Raw genomic sequence first — 17,123 nt, 5'->3', positions numbered from 1 at the left:
GCGCCGAAGAACCCGAACGCCCGGCCCCCGTCGTCCGCCTTCTCCCGAAGTCCGACACCCCGGCCACCCCTGACGCAGCCCCCGCCTCACTGACCGTGGACGCCGCCCCCACGACAGGGGCCGCCGCGGGCGCTCCATGGGCGGTCATCCTGTCGGCCGCCGCACTAGTGATCTCCCTCGCCTCCGCCGCCACCCTGCTCGTACGCCGCCACCGGGAACGCTGACCGGCAACAGCCGCCCGCCGCACACCCGAGGAAGTCCGTCAGCCAGTACTTCAACACCGGCGACCCTTCCACCGGAGTCGCCTGCCTGTCCCTGCGCTCAGCGGAGAACGCCGTCAATGAGGGTCGGCACGCCCTTGCGCCGCGCGTTGTCCCGTTGCCGGATCGTCAATGGGTCCTGGCGCGGAGGCTTCGCGCCAGAGTGGGGATCATCACCGTCGCAGGGACGAGGTGGAGCACGAGGAGGGCGGTGGTCGTGGCGGTGTTCGCCCCGGCGACGAGGGGCGGGACCAACGAGATCGCGGTCAGCGACACTGCCGTCCGCACGAATCGCTCGGCGGGGCGAGCACTCCAACGAAGCAGAGCGACGGCGATGACGATGCCCACGGCCGAGAAGAAGCCGGTCACCACGGCGAACCCGGCCAACGGGATCGTCTCGCCACCATCGAAGACCTCGAAGTCGACGCCAACGGCCTGGGCAAGCGCAGCGGCGAGGGTGGTGGCCACCATCGCCGCGAGCGTGGCGAGGAAGCCGGTGCCGACGAGCCCGCGGAGTCGGTGGGTCGATGCCGGGCCTGCGACGCCCCCGGTGTCATTCATGCTGTTCATGTCGTTCCTCCGTCGTTCGGTAACTGGCATGTGACGGTTCTCAACAGCGCGAGCGTCCACATGGGGCCTACTCCGTGCCGTCCGCCGGCAGGCGCTCCGGCAGCCCGAGCCGCGGGAACCGGTCGTCGTGGAACGTGACGATCTCGGTGATCGCCCCGCCGGTGACGCGCAGGACGTCGATCGTCAGCGGCAGGTACGCGACCTCCCGCTTCCGCCAGAGGTAGAAGGCCACGGCGGGCTGCCGGTTCACGGAGGTGAGGACGGCGCGCAGGTGCCCCATGCCCTCGAAGCCGCTCTCGACCCAGTCGTTCAGCACCGTGTCGCGGCCGACGTGCAGGCCCGGCGTGGGCGGCATCGAGCAGCGGACGTCGTCCCGCAGCAGTGCGGCGAGTCCGTCGATGTCCGTGGCCACGCTGGCATCGGTATAGCGGCGCACCAGCTCGCGCGTCCCGGCGTCCTCCTCGCCGCCGCCGGTCCAGTCCTGCCGCTCGGCGGGGAGGTGTTCCCGCATGCCGGCGCGGGCCCGTTGCAGCGCGCTGTTCACGGAGTTGACGGAGTCGCCGAGGAGCCCCGCGACGTCCTTCGCCGGCCAGCCGAGCACGTCCCGCAGGATCAGCACGGCCCGCGGGCGCGGCGCGAGGTGCTGGACTGCGACCAGGTACGCCAGCTCGATCGTCTCCCGCGCGACGGCGACGGTCTCCGGCTCGTCCGCGTCGCCCGCGGGCAACTCGTCGAGCAGCCGGTCCGGGTAGGGCTGCAGCCACGGCACCTCGCCGCCGGTCGCAGGCTCCGGGCGGCACTTGGCGAGCAGGTCCAGGCAGGCGTTGGTGGCGATCCGGTACAGCCAGGCCCGGAACGTCGACCGCCCCTCGAAGGTCTCCCGCCGCCGCCAGGCACGCAGGAACGTCTCCTGCACGGTGTCCTCGGCGTCCTCGAAGGACCCGAGCATCCGGTAGCAGTGCACGTGCAGCTCCCGCCGGTGTCGCTCCGCCAGCCCCGAGAACGCCCGCTCGTCGACCTCGCCCAGCCCGCTCCCGCCCAGCTCCTCCAGCCGCGTGTCCGCACTCATCCCGTCATCCTTCCGCCTCGCCGTGTCCCGTCACAGGTATGACGGGTGCGGGCGCGACAACTCATCACCAGGGCGGGTCGGCATGGCTGATCCGGTGGCGGAGCACGACGCACGGTACGGCGAGCAGAGCGCGACAAGCCTCGACGAGCGGTCCCCTGAAAGCGCGCCGCATTCCCCACCGCCAGAAACGCGGGCACCGACGATGACTTCCCGGCCTGCTAATGGGCGGGGAGGACGCCGTCGATGTCGAGGAGAAGGTGCAAGGGGCCGCGCAGGTTCGGCGTGTGCCGGTACGGCGGCGGGTCGGCGACCAGGCGCGGTCCGACCAGCCGGCGGGTGAGTTCGGTCAGCGCGAGGCGGGTCTCCAGCCGGGCCAGTGGGGCGCCGAAGCAGTAGTGGATGCCGCCGCCGAACCCCAGGTGCTGGTTGTCGCGGCGGTCCGGGTCGAAGCGGTCCGGGTCCGGGAAACGTTCCGGATCGCGGTTGCCGGACGCGAGCACCAGCACGATCACCGAGCCCTTGGGAATGGTGGTGCCGGCGATCTCGATGTCCGCCAGCGCGGTACGGCGCGGGCCCGGCATGTGGATCGGCGGCTCGTAACGGAGCAGTTCCTCGACCACGTTGACGGCGTACCCGGGATCCTGGCGCAGCCGTTCCAGCACGTGGGGGTGGCGCAGCAGGGTGAGCATGCCGTTCGCGATGAGGTTGACGGTGGTCTCGTGGCCGGCGATGAGCAGCAGCGCCGCGGTGCTGAGCACATCGGGCCGGGCCATCTCGCCGTCGGTGACGAGGGCGGAGAGCAGGTCGTCGCCCGGCTCCCGCTGGTGCGCGTCCGCCAGCCCGTTGAGGTACTGGCCGAGCTTGGCCAGGGTCTCGAACCTGAGCTGGTTCCGCTCGACGATCGTCCCCGTGGTCGGGTCGTTGGTCCCGACCGCGATCTGCGACCACTTGTGGAAGAGCGGCTCGTCCGGGCGCGGCACGCCGAGCAGTTCGCAGATGACCGTGACCGGCAGTGGGTAGGCGAAGTCGTCCACGATGTCGATCCGGCTCCGGCCGACGAGGCCGTCGATCAGCTCGGTGATGATCTCCCGCATCCGGGGCTCCATCCCGGCGACCCGCCCGGGGGCGCCGGGCGGTCCGAAGTGCTTCATCACCATGGCCCGCAGCCGGTCGTGGTCGGGAGGGTCGCGGCGGATGAACTCGGGCGGCAGCTGCGGGGCGGCGTCGTCCGGAGAGATCCGGATGTTCGCGATCTCCGGAAGGTTGCGCAGGTCGGAGCTGACCCGGGGATCGTGGAGCAGGGAGACGATCTCCCGGTAGGTGCTCACCACGTAGCTGCCGTCCGGCTGGCGGGCCACCGGCGTCCGCCGCAGCTCCGGGAACAGCGCGTACGGGTCGGCGCGGTTGGCGTAGTCGAGGAACGTCTCGTATGTCGTGGTCATTTCCCTGTCCCCCTTCAGGTGGTACCGGCGGAAACCAGCGTGGCGCGCCGTTCGTCCGGGTTGTGGCCGGTCACCATGACGGTCGCGTCGTGGATGGCGGGGATGCGCGCCGGAATCTCCGCCGGGACGGCGTGGGGCGGGGCCGACCGGCCGACCATGGCGAAGTCCGGCGGGAACGGCGCCGCCCGCTCGATGAGGTCGCGGTAGAAGTCCAGCCACATCGCCTCGTCGAAGGTGACCGCGGCGGTGATCCGGCCGCGGTGACCGTAGACGGCGACGAACTTGTGCTCCTCGACCGAGCCCTGCACGATGGCCACCTCGTCGGCGAACGTCGGCACGCCGACCGACTTGATGTTCACGCCGAACTGCGCGGACCAGAAGACCGGCAGCGAAAGATGCGGCCGGAGCCGGCCCGACGGGCTGATCATGTTGTGCGCCGCCACGTGCGCCTGTGAGACCGCGTTGCCCCAGTGCTCCAGCGTCAGGAACTGGTAGCCGTAGACCGGATGCGGGAAGCGGGCCACGTCACCCGCCACGAACACGTCGTCGCAGACGATGCCGTTGACGTCGAAGGCGCGGCAGCCGGCGTCGCAGCCCACGCCCCACGCGCCGGCGGCCAGCCCCGAGCCCTCCAGCCATTCGACGTTGCGCACGGTGCCGAGCGCGGCGACGGCCAGATCGACGTCGAGCACGCTGCCGTCCGACAACCGGGCACGGCGCAGCCGCCCCTCGCGATCGCCTTCGAGCGCGGTCACCGTGACCCCGCAGCGCAGGTCGACGCCGTTCTCGCGCTGCAAATCGGCGGCGATCCGGCCGACCACGCCGCCGAGCGCGCCGACGAGCGGAGCCGGTCCTCGCTCGGCGACGGTGACCGGCAGATCCAGCTCCCGGCAGACGGAGGCGATCTCCGAGCCGGTGAAACCGCCGCCGATCACCAGCACGCGCGGCCTGGCCGCCAGCCGCCGCCGCAACTCCGCGGCGTCCTGGCGGCTGCGCAGCACGGTCACCCCGTCGAGGGCGGCCTCCTGCGCGTCCGGCCAGGGCCGGGCGCGTACGCCGGTGGCGATCAGCAGCCGGTCGTAGCCGACCGTGCGGCCGTCGGCCAGCTGGACCTGCCTGGCGGCCAGGTCGAGGCCGACCGCGGCGAGCCCGCGGATCCATTCGGCGTCGAGCTGGTCGCGCCGGGGCAGCATGGTGTCGGCCGCGGCGATCTGGCCGCTCAGCACCTGCTTGGACAGCGGCGGCCGGTCGTACGGCTCGCCCTGCTCGTCGCCGATCAGCGTGAGCTTCCCCGCGTACCCCTCCCGGCGCAGCGTCGCGGCGGCGCGCAGGCCGGCCAGCGAGGCGCCGACGATGACGATCCGGCCGACGCCGGTATCGCCGGCGGAGGTCTTCTCCTGCCGTTCCGTGATCTCCTCGTCGAGCAGGAGCGCCCTGACCGGGCAGGCGGCCGCTGCCCGCAGCACCTGGTCACGTTTGGTCTCGTCGGAGTCCAGCTCGTACATCAGTGTTTCGTGGTGCGGCATCCGGAAGACGTCGGGTGCGGCGAAGACGCACTGTCCGTACCCCTGGCACTTGGTGAGGTCGACTACGACGCGCATGGAGACCGTCCCCCTCCGACCATGGAGGCGAGCGTCCCCGTGACCTCCTGGTCTTTCGGCTCTCCTTCGACCATAGCAACGGCGTCTCCATGCGTGTCCAACGATGCTTGCGCATGATCAACATCTCGATCTGAGGGGATTGGGCCACTGGCCGACGCGGGCGCCGCGTTCCTCCCTCGGGCCCGTGCCACGCTCGCCGCCGCCCACCACGCAGCCCTGTGCGGAAATCGTCCTGGCGGGGCGGTCTCAGGTGCTGATGGCGCGTACGACAACACCGACGAGCCGCTGCTGAGTGACCAGGCCGTACTCCCGCGAGTCGCGGCTGGCGTCGGGGTTGTCTCCCAGGATCGCCATCCAACCCGGAGGAACATGCGCGTTCGATGGCGACGGTACGTGCGGCGGGACGAGATCCCCTGGTATCGCAGCCAACCGCTTGATCACGTAGCCGGTATGCGGTCGCGGGCCTGCCATTCGCGCGTCCGGCACGACCACGACGATGTCGCCCACTCTCAGGCGCGACAGGGATGTCCGGCGCACCAGCAGGCGGTCACCGGGATGCAAAGTGGGCGCCATGCTGAAGCCCGCAACAGTGGCCAGTACGAATTTGTGCCGCAGCACCGCGACGAGTACCGCCACGCCGGAAACTGCCAGGAGCACCGCAATCACAGCCTGCACGGAAAAGCGCCTCACTGATCGCGCGAGTATTCGGAGCGCCATGACAGGCGGCAGATTGAAAGACGATGGCTGAATGGGCCACCGACTCGGCCGACGGCCCATTCAGCCCACGTCAGCTAGCAGCTGTAGCGTTCCCCCCGCACGTTGCAGGGCCCGCAGGTCGTCTGGTTGCTGTCGCAGCCGCGGTCGCACCACCGGGAAATGGAATAGACGCCGCTGCAGTAGCAGAACTCTTTCCAGGTCGTGCAGGCGGCTTGAGCAGTGACTTTCGGGACGAAGGCCGACAACATCCGGTCGCCGAGCGCGTTGAAGAGCCGCAGCATGCTTCACTCCCTCATGGATGACGGGCCGATTGTGGAGAGCCGGTAGGCATCGTCTGACCTTGACCCGTTTGATTTACATTAGAGATCACATCCGGGTTCCGGTCAATCGCGATAACCGGCGGCCTGGAGGGAGAACAATTCGGCGTAGGGCCCTGGTGTCTCGACCAGCTCGGCATGTGGCCCAGCCTGCACCACGGTGCCGGCGTCGAGCACGAGGATCAGGTCCGCTTCCCGGATCGTGCCGAGCCGGTGCGACACCAGCAGGCTTGTGCCGTCGTTGCGTAGCCGTTGGAAGCCCTGGTGGATCTCGTGTTCTGCCTCGGCGTCGAGGCGCGCGCTCGGCTCGTCGAGGATGAGCAGGTCACGACCGCCGCGCAGGAAGCTGCGCGCGATGGCGACCCGTTGCCACTGTCCGCCGGAGAGCATGGTGCCCGGTGTGGCTCCGTTCAGGTCGTCGCCGGCGAAGTAGATCCGGCTGAGCAGCGTGTCGTACCCATGGGGGAGCGTGCGCACGATGTCGTGCACACCCGCGTTCCGCGCGGCGGTCTCGATGCGTGACCGATCCGTCAAGGCCTCGACATCACCGATGCCGATGTTCTCGGCGGCCGACAACTCATAGGAGACGAAGTCCTGGAAGACGCCCGCGATCCTGGCGCGCAACTGCACCGGGTCGAGGTCCCGCAGGTCGACACCGTCCCAGAGGATCGCGCCACGATCCGGGTCGTAGTAGCGGCACAGGAGCTTGATGATCGTGGTCTTACCGGCACCGTTGTAACCGACCAGGGCGACCGCCTGGCCCTTGGGGATCGTTATGGTGACCCCGCGCAGCACCCACGGGAGATCCTCTCGATACCGGAACCAGACGTCACGCAGTTCGATGCCGTGCCGCAACGGTGCCACCGGACGGGCGTGGGCCGGCACCGGCAGATCCGGCTCCGCTTCCACGACGGCGAGGTAGTGACTGAACATCAGCAGTTGGGTGTGCGCTCCGGCCGCATCTCGCACCATGCCGAGCAGAGCCGTCTGCACCGCGGCGACCGCGGCGACCAGCATGGCCACGTCACCGAGGGTCACCGTTCCGTCAGCCGCGGCGTTGACCGCCCAGACCAGGCAGCCGCACGCCACCCCGGTTGAGAGCAGGGTGAGCAGCGCCTCCGTGCTCAGGGCCCGCCGGTCCATCGCCCGCTGCACCCGGTTCGCGGTACGGCGTTCGCGGAGCATCCGTTCCCTGAGAAAGGAGCCGACGCCGAACAGCCTGATCTCGGTAGCCGCGTCGACATCGGAGAGCAGCTGGCCGTAGAACAACTCGCGCCGCTCGGTCGGTCCCACGGTGTTCATCGCCTCGGCCCGCCGGCGCGCGAGAGCGAACTCGGCGCCGACGGCGGGGAGCGTACCGACCAGGACGATGATCGCCAGAACGGGGCTGACGGTGACCAGTGAGACGACGAACCCCGCGGTCACCAGGATCTGCTGGAGCAGGTTCATGCTCACGGCCATGATCTCGGCCGGTCCGGACCCGCCGGCGTGACGGGCGAAGCGCAACCGATCCGCGAACTGCGGGTCCTCGAACCGTCCCAGGCCGACCAACCTGTTGACCGCGGCGTAGAGCTGGTCGAGGGCGGCGAGTGCCACGATCCGTCCCTGCTCGGCCCGCAGGTAGCGCAGCACCTGCGCCGACACCGCCGTCATGACGCTTGCGGCGACCAGGCCGATGATCGGCCACATCAGGTTCGTGGGTCCGCCGGGGGCGCTCAGCTGGTCGAAGACGAGCTTCGTCAGCCACGCCACGGCGACGGGCGCGCCTGCGCCCAGCACCGTCAGTACGAGCTGCGCGATGGTCGTACGCGCTGCGACCCGCCAGGCCAGCCGCCAGGCGGCAATGGCCACCCGCATGCCGGCGGTCACCGGGCGACGGACCCAGGAAGGACGTCAACCCGGAAACCTGTCACCGCGAGGACGCCGTCCTGGCCCATGAGGCAGAAGGCCGGGTATCCGCCGAGGCCGTACGCCTTGGACATGTCGCCGTCGACGTCCGCCTCGATGACGATCTGCGCGACCCCGCTCAGCTCCTCGCGAAGGCCCCCCAACTCCTCGGGAGAGCCCAGCAGCACCGCCATCACATCGTCGCGCCCGCCTGACAAGCCGGAGGCGTACCGTACGAAGGCGGGTTTCTGCTCCTCACAGGACGGGCAGCGCGGCGAGAAGAAAGCCACGAGCATGCCCTCCCGGAGATCATCGCGGGTCACCTCGCGGTTGTCGACCGTCACGACGCGGAAGTCGCCGACCCGAGCTCCGGCGGGCAGGGTGATCTCGCCCTGCGCGGAGGGCCGCGCGCCTCCTCGGTTGATCAGCTCGGTGTGCTGTCGAAGGCGCCGGATCACTGCGAGAGTGAGCAAGAGATTAAGCAGGCAGATGGCGCAGACAATCGCTAATACGGCCCATAAGACTGGCATGGCGAAATCCTCAACGTTTGGTCCATACCGAAGCGGTCAGGATAGTACAGCCGCGCGACGCGGGCCCATAGTGCTCGGCGGGACATGTTCTGCGCACATCGCGACAACGGGGCAGAAAAAAATAGGGCGGTTCCGTCCCTACTGTCCGGTTGGGCAGATCGTCTCTTGGGGCGGGCGACTAATGGCCAACGCTGCTATCCGGCTGGCCCGAACAACGTGACAATGTCCTCGAACGCCGTGATCAGAATGCCGGCGACCAGTCCGCCGGCACCGGCGAGCAGAGCGTATGGTGCGTCAAGCGTGCCCGATGCCGAGGCGCCGGCCAACCCTAGAACGGCGACACAGACGAGCATCACGTTCCGCATGATGTGAATAGGGCCCAAAGGTGTGCTTGATGCCCCGAAGCACCGGCAGGGAGCCCGGTTGCCGTGCGACAGCGCACGTCCGATCACCAGAGTGAAGGACAGGAGGAGGCAGCCTGCCAGGGCGAAGCCGATCCAGCCCGCCACCCGTACCGGGACGAGCAGCAGCACCGCGACGATCGCCTCGATCGCCACTACAGCAAGCGCCACCGGCTGAAGGAGAGGACTCGGAATCTGTTTCAACTGGCGCAGCGAACGGACGAAGGCGAGCCAGGCGGCCTTTCCGGAGACCTTGGTGAAGGCCGCCGTGACGAAAACCGCCACGAGCAAAAGCCGGCAGGTCACTTCCACATACTGCACGGTGGCCAAATTATCCACTGCTCTGCGCCACCACAACAGCCGCCGGTCAGCAACCAGCGCGCGCAATGCGGAGCGCTCGTACTGCGGCGACCGCTTGTGGCGGTTGAGGTAACCGACTGATCCAGCGCACCGGTTGTCCGGTCAGACGAGGTCGCGAAGTCGTGGCCGGCATGCAACACGGTGAGCTTGTGAGGCCGAGCCGTCACCGCCATGGGGAGATCGACCGGAGAGGCGCGTTGGTGCTGGAGCCGCCCCTTGCCGGCGAGTTCCTGCTGCAAACCGCTCGTCTGAGCCGTGAGCAGACCGGTGACCTCGCCGACCGCCTGGCCGCCGCCGGATCTGGGCGCTGCCTCCGGACTGGGTGTCACTCCCGGCCGCGGAACCCGCCGGGTGCCCGGGCCCGCCGGTGATCGCCGAAGGCGAACGGCCGGTGAACGTCAGGGGCGGATTGAACTGCCTGGCGGCCGCGTACGTTGGGGTGGCATGAGAGTGCGATTGACCCTGCTTGTGGCGCTGCTGTCACTGACGGCGGCCTGTGGTGGAGCGGGATCGGAGATATCGGCGGCCGTGGCCGACGCGCCGGCGAAACGGGTCGCCCTGTGGGGCGCCGAGGGTGGGTTCGTGACCGCGACCATGAACGTCCTGCGTCCGCCGAGGGTGGTGGTCTACAGCGACGGCGTGGTGATCGCCGACGCGAGCAAGCAGCTCAAGCTCACCGAGAATGAGGTGAGCAAGATCGTCGCGTCGATGCGGACGTACCTGACCGGGCAACCGCCGACCGCGCAGCCCAGGCCGGACGCGCCGACGGTGTCGGACGTACCGACCACCGTCCTCGGGGTGCGGGGGCAGGACGGGAAGATGCTGGAGGTCCGGGTCCCGGCCCTGGACCAGGTCGCGAGCTTCTACCCGAAGCAGCTCCCGGACGCGAAGGAGCTGATGGACGGCTTGGCGGTGCGAGCCGCCGCCTCGGGCACCGACTATGCCGGCACCCGCGTCCGCCTGGTCGCCGAAGGTGCCGCGTCGGCAGAGGGCAAGCCGGCGCCGTGGCCCGCGGGGGTCGAGGAGCCTTCGGGCTCGGTGGACCCGGTCTGGCAGAAGGACCTCGACGGCGTGGCGGTGGCGGCGATCACCAAGGCGGTGCCTGCCGGGCGGGAGTACGGCACGTCACTGTTCAAGACGAGTTCGGGAGCGCTTTTCATGCTCTCCTGGAGGTACCTGCTGCCTGACGAGTAATGATGGTGCCCCGGGCGCATCGTCCGGGGCACAGGGCTGGGGCCCGCCCTGCCGTCGGGAACCTGTGGGGGCTCGGCGGTGTAGTGGTATCGACCACTTACTTGAGGGGGCCGCACATGCTTCGCAGCATTCTGACAGCGCTTCTGGCTTGGTGCCTTGTCACTGGATGCGCATCCGCGGAGCCGCCGGACGGATGCGCCGAGAGGTTGTCGCCGGCTCCGCTCCCCACCTGGGCCCGCACGGGGTTTCAGCCGCCGGACCAGGCGATGCCGTACGTCGTGGGGGACCGGGGGGACATCGCGGCCGTGGTGTTCGGCGACCCGTTGCTGTCGCCGCCGGCCCAGCAGCGCGGTAACAAGATCCTCTGGGTCTCGCGGGTGTCACAGGACGGAGACCCGCTGCTGATCGAGGCCCGGCTGGACGGCTCGGGAACGCCTGTCACCCGCGAGGTGCCGGGCGGTCCCGGTCCGTCGGGCGTCGACCTGCCGGAGGCGGGCTGCTGGCATCTGACGCTGCGTTGGTCAGGCCACGTCGACACCCTCAAGCTGCGGTACGTCCAGCAGCGGTGACGCCCGGAGGCCGGGCGTCACCGCTGAGATCCGGCCGCTACTGCGGGCCCGGCCGAATCGCCCGGCCGCCGCCGAAAGCCTTCACGCGGCAGTCGTCCTGGATCTTCGAGATGTCGACGTCAGGACCGGGGACGCTCGCGTACCGCCAGCCGAGCTTGGCGGGACCGCCGACCTTGACGAGGTGGACGTCGAAGCCGTGGTCCTGCAGGCACTTGACCTCGATTCGGACGCTCGTGGCGTAGTTCGGGTTCTTGGCGGGGTCGAGCTCGGGCGGCAGCAGCGGGCGCAGGTGCTCGCAGGCGGCCCGCGCGGACTTCTCCGCCGCCTTGGTCCAGGTTCCCTTGCTCGGCATGCCGTGCTCCCCCAGGCAGCCGGCGTACGCGGCGCGGAACTTCCGCACCTCGGCCGGCGTGCTGTCCAGGCGCAGCTGCGGGCGGCCGGACCTCGCCGAGCCCGTCTTGGCCGGTGCCGCGGCCGAGCGGGTGGCCCCGGACTCGACCGGTGCCGCGGCCGGTCGGTCGGCTGACACGTCGCCAGGCGGGACGGGCGCGGGAGTGCCGGGGCCGCTCGCCGCCTCGGCGGCTCCGCAGGCGGTGAGGAGGCCGCAGGCGAGCGCGGCGATGGACAGTGCCGCGGCGTGCCGCGCGCGGTGATCGGTGGGGTTGTTCATGCCGGAGAGGATGGTCGAGCAATGTCAGAAACTTGTCAGGAACCCTTGGCCAGCAGATGAGCGGGGGTGAGGTGGTCTCCAAGCCGACCTATTATCGCCAGCTGTGGGTGCATACGTCCTGGTAGCTGAGGACGACGTGAAGCAGGCCGAGCTCATCCGCCGCTATCTGGAGCGTGAGGGCCACGACGTCGTCGCCGTGCACGACGGGCGGGAGGCCCTCGACTCGGTACGCCGGCGCGCCCCCGATCTGCTGGTGCTCGACGTGATGATGCCCCGGGTCGACGGCCTGGACGTCTGCCGGGTCCTGCGCGCGGAGTCGGACATCCCCGTCCTGATGCTGACCGCCCGCTCCACCGAGGACGACCTGCTGCTCGGCCTCGACCTCGGCGCCGACGACTACATGACCAAGCCCTACAGCCCCCGTGAGCTGATGGCGCGCGTCCGCGCGCTGCTCAGACGCACCCGTACGGCCGCCGCGCCGGACCTGTCGCCCGATCCGGTGCTGAGGGCCGGCGGGCTGGTCGTGGACCCGAACCGCCACGAGGTCAGCGTGGACGGCGCGCGTGTCGAGTGCACCCCTGGCGAGTTCGCGGTGCTGGAGTTGCTCGCCACCCAGCCGGGACGGGTGTTCACCCGCGAGCAGATCCTCGCCCGCCTGCACGGGTTCGACCGCTACATCACCTCCCGCACCGTGGACGTCCACGTGATGAACCTGCGCCGGAAGATCGAGCCCACGCCGCGTAGGCCCGTACGGCTCGTCACCGTCTACGGGGTGGGCTACAAGCTCGCCGACGAGACCCCCGGCCGCCCGGACGGGCGGGACCCGCGCGATGCGGGCTGACGTGCCGCTGCACCGCAGCCTGCTGCTGCGGTTGCTCGCGGTGTCCGTGCTGGTTTCCGTCTGTTCGATCGCGGCGACGGCCTGGCTGACCGTCCGGAGCACCACCGTGGCGATCAGGCAGGAGCAGGGACAGGCACTCGCCGACGACGCGCGTACGTACGACACCCTGCTCGGCTACGCCGCCACCCACCCCGGCTGGGACGGCGTGGGGGAGGTCGTGCACCGGCTGGCGCGTGAGACCGGTCGCCGGATCACGGTCACCACGGAGCGGCGCGCGCCGCTCGCGGACTCCGACGCCGGGCCGCCCGCGACGCTGCCGGCGAGGCCGACCGCGTCTATTGATCCGCTGCACGTCGACACGGCCACGCCTGACCATATCGACCCCCGCGCCGTGGGCCCCTTCCTGCTGCCCCGCGACGAGCGTGACGCGCTGCGTTCCGCCGCTGAGCGGCGCGCGGCCTGCCTGCGTGACAACTTCGGCGCCGTCGCCACGATCGCCTACGGCCCGAGCGGGCGGCCTGTGCTGGACACCAGGGGCGCGCGCCCGTATTCCGGGACCCGGTGTGCAAGCACCGTCCTCGACCGGCCGACCGCCACGGAGCGCAAGGCTCTCGCGGTGCTCCAGAAGCGCGTCAGCAGCTGCCTGGCGAGGCGGCACGAACCGGAGGTGCGGCTCAACCTGGACTTCACCTGGACGCGGGTGGCCGCGCCCGTCCCGGCGGAGGCCGGCACGGCGGCGGACGACGCCTCCCGCGGTGGCGTCGTCTCGGAATGCGTCACCAGCAGCCGCCGCCAGCAGCTCTCGCCGTACGTCGCCTCGCCCGCGCTGCTGTTCATCAGCAGCCGCGACGACGACAGGTCGACGGTCTTCGACCTGTCGCCGGCGAACCAGGCGCGCGTCGCGGGCGTGGCTGCGCTCGTGCTGCTGATCACCGTGACCGCCACGGTCATGGCCGGAAGCCGGTTGAGCCGGCCGCTGCGCGCCCTCACCGACGCCGTACGGGACATGGAGGAAGGGCGCGCGGCCCGGGTCGAGGTCAGGGGGAAGGACGAGATCGGCATGCTCGCCGCGGCCTTCAACGCCATGGCCGAGCGGCGCGAACGGCTGGAGGAGCTGCGCAAGGCGATGGTCGGCGACGTCGCCCACGAGCTGCGGACACCGCTCAGCAACATCCGCGGCTGGCTGGAGGCCGCCCAGGACGGACTGGCCAATCCCGATCCGGAGCTCGTGTCGTCACTGCTGGAGGAGGCGCTGCTGCTGCAGCACGTCATCAACGACCTGCAGGACCTGGCGGTGGCCGACGCGGGCGAGCTGAGACTTCGCGCGGAGCCCGTCGACGTGACCGACCTGCTGGCCCAGGTCGCCACCGCACACCGGGGCGGCGCGGAGGCGGCTCACGTCACGTTGCTGACGCGGGCCGAAGGTCGGCCCCGGCTGGTCGCCGACCCGGTGCGGCTGCGCCAGGCGTTGGGCAACCTGGTCTCCAACGCCGTACGGCACACCCCGCCCGGCGGCACCGTCAGCCTGCTCGCCCGCCGCGTCGGCGACGACGTGGTGATCGACGTCACCGACACCGGCAGCGGGATCGCGCCCGAGGACCTGCCGCTGGTCTTCGAGAGGTTCTGGCGGGTGGAGAAGTCGCGCAGCAGGAGGAGCGGAGGCAGCGGGCTGGGCCTGCCCATCGCCCGCAAGCTCGCCGAGGCCCACGGCGGGTCGCTGAGCGCGTCCAGCGTCGTCGGCAACGGCTCCACCTTCACGCTCCGGCTGCCCGTGCCCGCTCACGCCTGGGACAGGAGCGAGGCGTAGGCGCCGGAGTGCTGCCGCCCGGACATGAAGGCGACGAACTGCCTGACGAACGCGGCGCGGGAGTAGCTGCCGCCGCTGTCGGCCAGGTCTCGGTGGAAGGCCGTACGGAACAGGTTGCGGTATTCCTCGGCGTCGATCGCCTGATCATTGTCGACGTCGGTGACCTCGAACAGCACGCCGGCGATCTTGATGAGCCCGGAGCCGGGCAGGGACTGGTCTGAGCCGGCCCAGGCCGGGGCGCAGCTCGGTGCACTCGGCTGGTGTCCAGCCGTCCCTGCTGAGCCGGTCCGCTTCCGGCTCACGTCACGGTGGCCGTGCGTGTTCAGCGGTTGCCGTTCTGAGCCGGTTGGCTCCCGGCTCAGAACGGCGTGGTCGAGTGATGATCAGCGGTCGGTGAGGCCGGCCCTTCTGAGGGCTTCGGCCATGGCGCCCGTCGGGGCCGGGCGGTCCTGGCGGCGGGCGCCGCGGCCCCGCTCCCCGTTGTCGCGGCCGCGCTGGGCGCCGTCGGAGCCGTTGCCTCGGCCGCCGCCGGACCTGCCGCGTCCGCCGTCGCCCCGGCCGCCATCAGCGCGTCCGCTGTCACCTCGGCCGCCGTCGTTGCGGGAGCCGTTGCCCCGGCCACCCTCGCCGCGAGGGCCGCCGCCGCGGGAGCCGTTGCCGCGGCCCTCGCCGTTGCCGCCGTTGCCCGCGCCGCCGCGGGCGCCGCGGCGGGGGCCGTCGGCTGAGGTGGTCGCGGTGGTCTCGTCTTCGAGGCGGAGGGTCAGCGAGATGCGCTTGCGGGGGATGTCGACGTCGAGCACCTTGACGCGGACGATGTCGCCCGGCTTGACCACGTCGCGCGGGTCTTTCACGAACGTGCGCGACATCGCCGACACGTGCACCAGGCCGTCCTGGTGGACGCCGACGTCGACGAACGCGCCGAAGGCGGCGACGTTGGTGACCACGCCCTCCAGGATCATGCCCGACTCGAGGTCGGACAGCTTTTCGACGCCCTCCTTGAACGTGGCCGTCTTGAAGGCGGGACGCGGGTCGCGCCCCGGCTTCTCCAGCTCACGCAGGATGTCGGTGACCGTCGGCAGGCCGAAGGTGTCGTCGGTGAAGTCGTCCGGCCGCAGCGAGCGCAGCGCCGCGGTGTTGCCGATCAGGGACTTCAGGTCGGTCTTGGCGGAGGTGAGGATGCGCCGCACCACCGGGTACGCCTCGGGGTGGACGCTCGACACGTCGAGCGGGTCGTCGCCGCCCCTGATGCGCAGGAAGCCCGCGCACTGCTCGAACGCCTTCGGCCCGAGCCGCGGCACGCTCTTCAGCGCCGCACGCGTACGGAACGGCCCGTTGGCGTCGCGGTGGCGGACGATGCTCTCGGCGAGCGTGGAGCCGATGCCCGACACCCGCGTGAGCAGCGGCGCGGAGGCCGTGTTGACGTCGACGCCGACCGCGTTGACGCAGTCTTCGACGACGGCGTCGAGCGACCGGGACAGCTTCGTCTCCGCCAGGTCGTGCTGGTATTGGCCGACGCCGATCGACTTCGGGTCGATCTTGACCAGCTCGGCCAGCGGGTCCTGCAGGCGGCGGGCGATGGAGACCGCGCCGCGCAGCGACACGTCGAGCTCGGGCAGCTCCTGCGAGGCGTAGGCGGAGGCGGAGTAGACCGAGGCGCCGGCCTCGGACACGACGATCTTGGTGAGCGACGGCATGAGCTTGACCAGCTCGCCGGCCAGCTTGTCGGTCTCACGCGAGGCCGTGCCGTTGCCGATGGCGATCAGCTCGACGCCGTGGCGCTGCGCGAGCGCGCCGAGCACGGCCAGCGACTCGTCCCACTGGCGCTTGGGCTCGTGGGGGTAGATCGTCGCGGTCTCGACGACCTTGCCGGTGGCGTCGACCACGGCCACCTTCACGCCGGTGCGCAGGCCCGGGTCGAGCCCCATCGTGGGACGGCTGCCGGCCGGGGCGGCGAGCAGCAGGTCGCGCAGGTTGGCGGCGAACACCCGCACCGCCTCCTCCTCGGCCGCCTGCCACAGCCGCATCCGCAGGTCGATGCCGAGATGGACGAGGATGCGCGTGCGCCAGGCCCACCGGACGGTCTCGGACAGCCACTTGTCGGCCGGCCGCCCCTGGTCGGACACGCCGAACCGGGAGGCGATGCGCAGCTCGTAGTCGGGGCTGTCGTCGGGCTCCAGGGTGACGGAGAGCACCTCCTCCTTCTCGCCCCGGAAGATGGCCAGGATGCGGTGGGAGGGCAGCTTCGTGAACGGCTCGCCGAACTCGAAGTAGTCGGCGAACTTGGCCCCCGCCTCCTCCTTGCCCTCGCGGACCTTCGACACCAGCCGCCCGCGCGTCCAGAACTGCTCGCGCAGGGCGCCGATCAGGTCGGCGTCCTCGGCGAAGCGCTCGATCAGGATGGCCCTGGCGCCTTCGAGCGCCGCGCCCGCGTCGGCCACGCCCTCGGTGACGAAGCCCTCCGCCGTGGCGACCGGGTCGAGCGCGGGGTCGGCCAGCAGCTGGTCGGCCAGCGGCTCCAGGCCCAGCTCGCGCGCGATCTGCGCCTTCGTGCGCCGCTTGGGCTTGTAGGGCAGGTAGATGTCCTCCAGGCGGGCCTTGGTCTCGGCCGCCATGATCTGCTCGCGCAGCGCGTCGTCGAGCTTGCCCTGGGACTCGATGGACTCCAGGATCGCCGTGCGGCGCTCTTCCAGCTCGCGCAGATAACGCAGCCGTTCCTCGAGGGTGCGCAGCTGCGCGTCGTCGAGGGCGCCGGTCGCCTCCTTGCGGTAGCGCGCGATGAACGGCACGGTCGCGCCGCCGTCGAGCAGCTCGACGGCGGCCTGCACCTGCCCGTCGCGCACGCCGAGCTCTGCGGCGATCCGCTGGTGAATAGAGAGCACTTGCCTGCC

The 17,123-nt window shown here is 70.7% G+C and carries 16 protein-coding genes and 1 pseudogene; 5 read left to right on the top strand and 12 right to left on the bottom strand.

Features of this window, described 5'->3' with window-relative positions:
- Positions 1-224, top strand: a pseudogene (locus C1J01_RS49920) (hypothetical protein); the annotation flags it as partial.
- Between the two features lie 165 nt (positions 225-389).
- Here C1J01_RS49920 and C1J01_RS18940 read toward each other — a convergent pair.
- From C1J01_RS18940 to C1J01_RS18900, 9 genes are all read right to left on the bottom strand, one after another.
- Positions 390-821, bottom strand: a complete 432-nt coding sequence (locus tag C1J01_RS18940; RefSeq protein ID WP_220039983.1) for a DUF6069 family protein — start codon at positions 819-821, stop codon at positions 390-392.
- A gap of 76 nt (positions 822-897) precedes the next feature.
- Positions 898-1,899 (bottom strand): RNA polymerase subunit sigma-70, encoded by a 1,002-nt coding sequence (locus C1J01_RS18935; RefSeq protein ID WP_111180301.1) that lies wholly within the window; start codon positions 1,897-1,899, stop codon positions 898-900.
- Positions 1,900-2,117: 218 nt separating this feature from the next.
- The gene (locus C1J01_RS18930; RefSeq protein WP_111180300.1) at positions 2,118-3,341 is read right to left on the bottom strand and encodes a cytochrome P450; all 1,224 of its coding nucleotides are present in this window, start codon (positions 3,339-3,341) and stop codon (positions 2,118-2,120) included.
- A 14-nt stretch (positions 3,342-3,355) separates the two neighbouring features.
- Positions 3,356-4,942, bottom strand: coding sequence for an FAD-dependent oxidoreductase (locus tag C1J01_RS18925; protein ID WP_111180299.1), 1,587 nt, complete (start codon positions 4,940-4,942; stop codon positions 3,356-3,358).
- A 246-nt stretch (positions 4,943-5,188) separates the two neighbouring features.
- Positions 5,189-5,608, bottom strand: coding sequence for a S26 family signal peptidase (locus C1J01_RS18920; protein WP_181448841.1), 420 nt, complete (start codon positions 5,606-5,608; stop codon positions 5,189-5,191).
- Between the two features lie 125 nt (positions 5,609-5,733).
- Complete coding sequence (locus tag C1J01_RS18915) at positions 5,734-5,940, bottom strand: hypothetical protein (protein ID WP_111180297.1); 207 nt, start codon at positions 5,938-5,940, stop codon at positions 5,734-5,736.
- 102 nt (positions 5,941-6,042) lie between these two features.
- Positions 6,043-7,833, bottom strand: coding sequence for an ABC transporter ATP-binding protein (locus tag C1J01_RS18910; RefSeq protein WP_235854526.1), 1,791 nt, complete (start codon positions 7,831-7,833; stop codon positions 6,043-6,045).
- Positions 7,834-7,841: 8 nt separating this feature from the next.
- Positions 7,842-8,393 carry a redoxin domain-containing protein gene (locus C1J01_RS18905; RefSeq protein ID WP_111180296.1) on the bottom strand — a complete coding sequence of 184 codons (552 nt, stop codon included), beginning with the start codon at positions 8,391-8,393 and terminating at the stop codon, positions 7,842-7,844.
- Positions 8,394-8,587: 194 nt separating this feature from the next.
- The gene (locus tag C1J01_RS18900) at positions 8,588-9,115 is read right to left on the bottom strand and encodes a MauE/DoxX family redox-associated membrane protein (RefSeq protein WP_181448840.1); all 528 of its coding nucleotides are present in this window, start codon (positions 9,113-9,115) and stop codon (positions 8,588-8,590) included.
- Between the two features lie 483 nt (positions 9,116-9,598).
- On the opposite strand from C1J01_RS18900, the gene C1J01_RS18895 reads away from it, so the two are divergent.
- Positions 9,599-10,348, top strand: coding sequence for a hypothetical protein (locus C1J01_RS18895; protein WP_146615653.1), 750 nt, complete (start codon positions 9,599-9,601; stop codon positions 10,346-10,348).
- 266 nt (positions 10,349-10,614) lie between these two features.
- Positions 10,615-10,917 (top strand): hypothetical protein, encoded by a 303-nt coding sequence (locus tag C1J01_RS18890; RefSeq protein ID WP_111180293.1) that lies wholly within the window; start codon positions 10,615-10,617, stop codon positions 10,915-10,917.
- A gap of 37 nt (positions 10,918-10,954) precedes the next feature.
- On the opposite strand, the gene C1J01_RS18885 is transcribed toward C1J01_RS18890, so the two are convergent.
- Positions 10,955-11,587, bottom strand: a complete 633-nt coding sequence (locus C1J01_RS18885) for a hypothetical protein (protein WP_111180292.1) — start codon at positions 11,585-11,587, stop codon at positions 10,955-10,957.
- 103 nt (positions 11,588-11,690) lie between these two features.
- Between C1J01_RS18885 and C1J01_RS18880 the strand changes: the two genes are divergently transcribed.
- Positions 11,691-12,428: a response regulator transcription factor gene (locus C1J01_RS18880; protein WP_111180291.1), complete on the top strand. Its 738-nt coding sequence runs from the start codon at positions 11,691-11,693 to the stop codon at positions 12,426-12,428.
- Positions 12,418-14,235, top strand: coding sequence for a HAMP domain-containing sensor histidine kinase (locus C1J01_RS18875; protein WP_111180290.1), 1,818 nt, complete (start codon positions 12,418-12,420; stop codon positions 14,233-14,235). The genes C1J01_RS18880 and C1J01_RS18875 overlap by 11 nt, the downstream gene beginning before the upstream one ends.
- Here C1J01_RS18875 and C1J01_RS18870 read toward each other — a convergent pair.
- Complete coding sequence (locus C1J01_RS18870) at positions 14,208-14,411, bottom strand: hypothetical protein (protein ID WP_181448839.1); 204 nt, start codon at positions 14,409-14,411, stop codon at positions 14,208-14,210. The genes C1J01_RS18875 and C1J01_RS18870 overlap by 28 nt on opposite strands.
- A 207-nt stretch (positions 14,412-14,618) precedes the next feature.
- Positions 14,619-17,114, bottom strand: a complete 2,496-nt coding sequence (locus C1J01_RS18865; RefSeq protein WP_111180289.1) for a Tex family protein — start codon at positions 17,112-17,114, stop codon at positions 14,619-14,621.
- Positions 17,115-17,123: the final 9 nt, after the last annotated feature.

This window comes from Nonomuraea aridisoli, assembly GCF_003236395.1.
GTDB lineage: Bacteria > Actinomycetota > Actinomycetes > Streptosporangiales > Streptosporangiaceae > Nonomuraea > Nonomuraea aridisoli.
The sequence above is the reverse complement of the archived record's forward strand: the minus strand, read 5'-3'. Positions and strand labels throughout refer to the sequence as shown.

What these genes read in the sequence shown, in the direction of transcription:
- C1J01_RS18905 (WP_111180296.1), bottom strand. Translation starts at nt 8,393, where the DNA reads ATGCCAGTCTTATGGGCCGTATTAGCGATTGTCTGCGCCATCTGCCTG.
- C1J01_RS18915 (WP_111180297.1), bottom strand. Translation starts at nt 5,940, where the DNA reads ATGCTGCGGCTCTTCAACGCGCTCGGCGACCGGATGTTGTCGGCCTTC.
- C1J01_RS18885 (WP_111180292.1), bottom strand. Translation starts at nt 11,587, where the DNA reads ATGAACAACCCCACCGATCACCGCGCGCGGCACGCCGCGGCACTGTCC.
- C1J01_RS18895 (WP_146615653.1), top strand. Translation starts at nt 9,599, where the DNA reads ATGAGAGTGCGATTGACCCTGCTTGTGGCGCTGCTGTCACTGACGGCG.
- C1J01_RS18910 (WP_235854526.1), bottom strand. Translation starts at nt 7,833, where the DNA reads ATGCGGGTGGCCATTGCCGCCTGGCGGCTGGCCTGGCGGGTCGCAGCG.
- C1J01_RS18935 (WP_111180301.1), bottom strand. Translation starts at nt 1,899, where the DNA reads ATGAGTGCGGACACGCGGCTGGAGGAGCTGGGCGGGAGCGGGCTGGGC.
- C1J01_RS18940 (WP_220039983.1), bottom strand. Translation starts at nt 821, where the DNA reads ATGAATGACACCGGGGGCGTCGCAGGCCCGGCATCGACCCACCGACTC.
- C1J01_RS18925 (WP_111180299.1), bottom strand. Translation starts at nt 4,942, where the DNA reads ATGCGCGTCGTAGTCGACCTCACCAAGTGCCAGGGGTACGGACAGTGC.
- C1J01_RS18875 (WP_111180290.1), top strand. Translation starts at nt 12,418, where the DNA reads ATGCGGGCTGACGTGCCGCTGCACCGCAGCCTGCTGCTGCGGTTGCTC.
- C1J01_RS18930 (WP_111180300.1), bottom strand. Translation starts at nt 3,341, where the DNA reads ATGACCACGACATACGAGACGTTCCTCGACTACGCCAACCGCGCCGAC.
- C1J01_RS18890 (WP_111180293.1), top strand. Translation starts at nt 10,615, where the DNA reads ATGCCGTACGTCGTGGGGGACCGGGGGGACATCGCGGCCGTGGTGTTC.